A 2,359-nucleotide genomic window follows, 5' to 3' on the forward strand; every position below is an offset into this window, starting at 1 on the left:
CCGCTCGCCGCTCACAGTCGCGGGGGCGGTTGAGGCTTCGGTGCCGCGATTTGGTCCACCGTCCTCATTCCCGTTTCAGTCCCAGTGCTTAGGCACTATCAGACACCGTATCTTACGTTAATGCCTGCAGGGGATATTGCGGGTCAAGGAGGAAACCGCCAGATTCATGCTCTGCAGCGTCATACAGTGTCATGCCGCGTCTTACGGTGTGATGCAGGGGATGCAGGAGAGTGCGCAAGCCCCGCGCGCAGCGGTGGCTCAGCCGGCTTCTGCCGGGATCCGGGCAATGGCCTTGAACCGCAGCCTGCCCAGGGCGCGGGCATCTGCGAAATTGCCGTCGGCGCTGTCCCGGTACAGACGCAGGAATGTCAGCAGATCCGGAAGATCCCCGGCACTGATTTCACCAAACAGATAGGCGGTCTTGCCGCTTTGGCGCACCGCCAAGGTCTGCGGCCGCTTGCAACCGGACATGCAGTCTACCTGCTGCAGCCGCGCCCTCACCCCGGCGCCCTGCAGCGCCTCCGAAACTTGCCCGAACAGGGCGGGATCCGCATCGTGGCAAATGCGGCAAAGGGTGAGGGTGGGCAGGCTCATTCCGGGTCCGCCAGCGGCCCGTATAGGATCAGCACCGGAGCGGTGGTCTCCATTTCCCGCAGCAAGGCCGGCAGCTCGCCCACAGTGTGGCGGTGCAGCGACTGTTCCGGTGTTGACACGCCAAGCGCCACCAGCGCCGGTGTGGTGTCCGGCAGACCGGCCTCCATCAGCTTTTCCGACAGGCCGGCAAAGGTGCGCTTGCCCATATAGACCACCGTGGTGGCCTCGGCATCGGCCAGTGCGGCCATGTTCAGGCTGTCCGGCAGTCCGCCGGTCACGTCATGGCCGGTGATATACTGCAGCCGCCGCGCGGTCATGCGCCGGGTCAGCGGGATGTTCGCCGCCGCCGCCGCCGCCGAGGCTGCGGTCACGCCGGGCACGATCTCAAACGCGATGCCTGCTTCGCGCAGTGCGGTGATCTCTTCTTCCAGCCGTCCGAAAACGCCGGAATCCCCGGACTTCAGCCGTACCACATTGAGGCCGGAAGAGGCATAATCCACCAAAAGCCGGCTCACATGGTCCTGCTTGGGCGAGGGACGGCCCGCCCGTTTGCCGACACCGACCAGATCGGCGTCTTCGCGGGCGTGGCTCAGGATCGGCCCCGAGGACAGATCGTCAAACAGCACCGCATCCGCCGCGGCCAGCCGTTTGACCGCTTTGACGGTCAGCAGCTCCGGGTCGCCGGGGCCGGAGGAGACAAAGCTCACAAAACCGCTCATGCGTGTTCTCCAGTGATCAGGTGGAAGAAGGTTCCGGTGACATTGCCTTTGATCGAGCCGGTTTCCGGCACCGGCCCGCCGTCAGCGTCCATGACGTTGGCCAAGGGCGCGTCGGGTTCTTCCAGAATCGTGGAATAGTGAAACTCATGCCCGCGCAGGGCAGTGCCCGCGCCAAACCCCGGCATGCCCGCCTGCAGAACAGCGCGGCGGTAGCCGAGGTGGAATTTGCGCTTCTCGTATGAGGTCACAAGGCCCAAGAGGCCCAGCATCCGGTGGCGGTTACCCTCCTTGTCGATCAGCGCCTCGCCTAGGGCCATGTAGCCGCCGCATTCGCCATGCACTGGCTTGGTTTCAGCATGTCTGAGCAGGCCGGCGCGGAAAGTCTCCGCCGCCGCCAGTGTGCCGCCGTGCAACTCGGGATAGCCGCCGGGCAGCCAGACCAGATCGGCATCCGCTGCGGGTGCTTCGTCCGCGAGCGGCGAGAACGGCAGGATTTCCGCCCCTGCCGCGCGCCAGCCGGTCAGCAGATGCGGGTAAGTAAAGGAAAACGCCGCATCCCGCGCCAGCGCAATCCGCTGCGCGGGCGGTTTGGGCAGGCTTGCGGGCGCGGGCGCCTGGCCCGCCAAGGCTGCTGCCTTGATCGCCTCCAGATCCACATTCTCGCGCAGAAACGCCGCATAACCGGCAATCGCCGCTTCCAGATCGGGATGCTCCACCGCCTGTATCAGGCCCAGATGGCGTTCGGGCAGGGTCAGGTCGCCGCGCCGCGGCAGGGAACCGAGCACCTTGATACCCGCCTTCTCCATCCCCAGCCGGGTCAGCCGTTCATGCCGCGGGCTGGCGACCCGGTTCAAGATCACCCCGGCAAAGGGCACCTCGGTGTCGTAATTCTTGAACCCCAGCGCGGTGGCAGCCGCGGATTGCGCCTGGCCGCCAACATCAACCACCAGCACCACCGGCCAGCCCATGCGCTTGGCGGTCTCGGCTGAGGAGCCAAAACCCGACTGGCCCCGCGTCGCCACCCCGTCATACAGCCCCATCGAGCC

Annotated in this window: 3 protein-coding genes and 1 riboswitch; all 3 genes read right to left on the reverse strand. The window is 66.0% G+C overall.

Annotation, left to right across the window (positions count from 1 at the left end; translation table 11 throughout):
* Positions 1 to 125: riboswitch (cobalamin riboswitch) on the reverse strand. This riboswitch is flagged as partial in the annotation.
* A 133-nt stretch (positions 126 to 258) separates the two neighbouring features.
* Complete coding sequence (locus tag A2I95_RS31920; RefSeq protein ID WP_027259773.1) at positions 259 to 594, reverse strand: DUF1636 family protein; 336 nt, start codon at positions 592 to 594, stop codon at positions 259 to 261.
* A complete protein-coding gene (gene cobA / locus A2I95_RS31925) occupies positions 591 to 1,313 on the reverse strand; it encodes a uroporphyrinogen-III C-methyltransferase (RefSeq protein ID WP_291736299.1) in 723 nt (240 codons plus the stop codon). The genes A2I95_RS31920 and cobA overlap by 4 nt, the downstream gene beginning before the upstream one ends.
* Positions 1,310 to 2,359, reverse strand: a 1,050-nt coding sequence (locus tag A2I95_RS31930) for a cobyrinate a,c-diamide synthase (protein WP_291736301.1), incomplete at its 5' end; no start/stop codon positions are given. The genes A2I95_RS31930 and cobA, both read right to left, overlap by 4 nt.

Source organism: Leisingera sp. F5 (genome assembly GCF_001593695.1).

Coding starts and splice junctions, on each gene's coding strand:
- A2I95_RS31920 (WP_027259773.1), bottom strand. CDS start 594: ATGAGCCTGCCCACCCTCACCCTTTGCCGCATTTGCCACGATGCGGAT.
- cobA (WP_291736299.1), bottom strand. CDS start 1,313: ATGAGCGGTTTTGTGAGCTTTGTCTCCTCCGGCCCCGGCGACCCGGAG.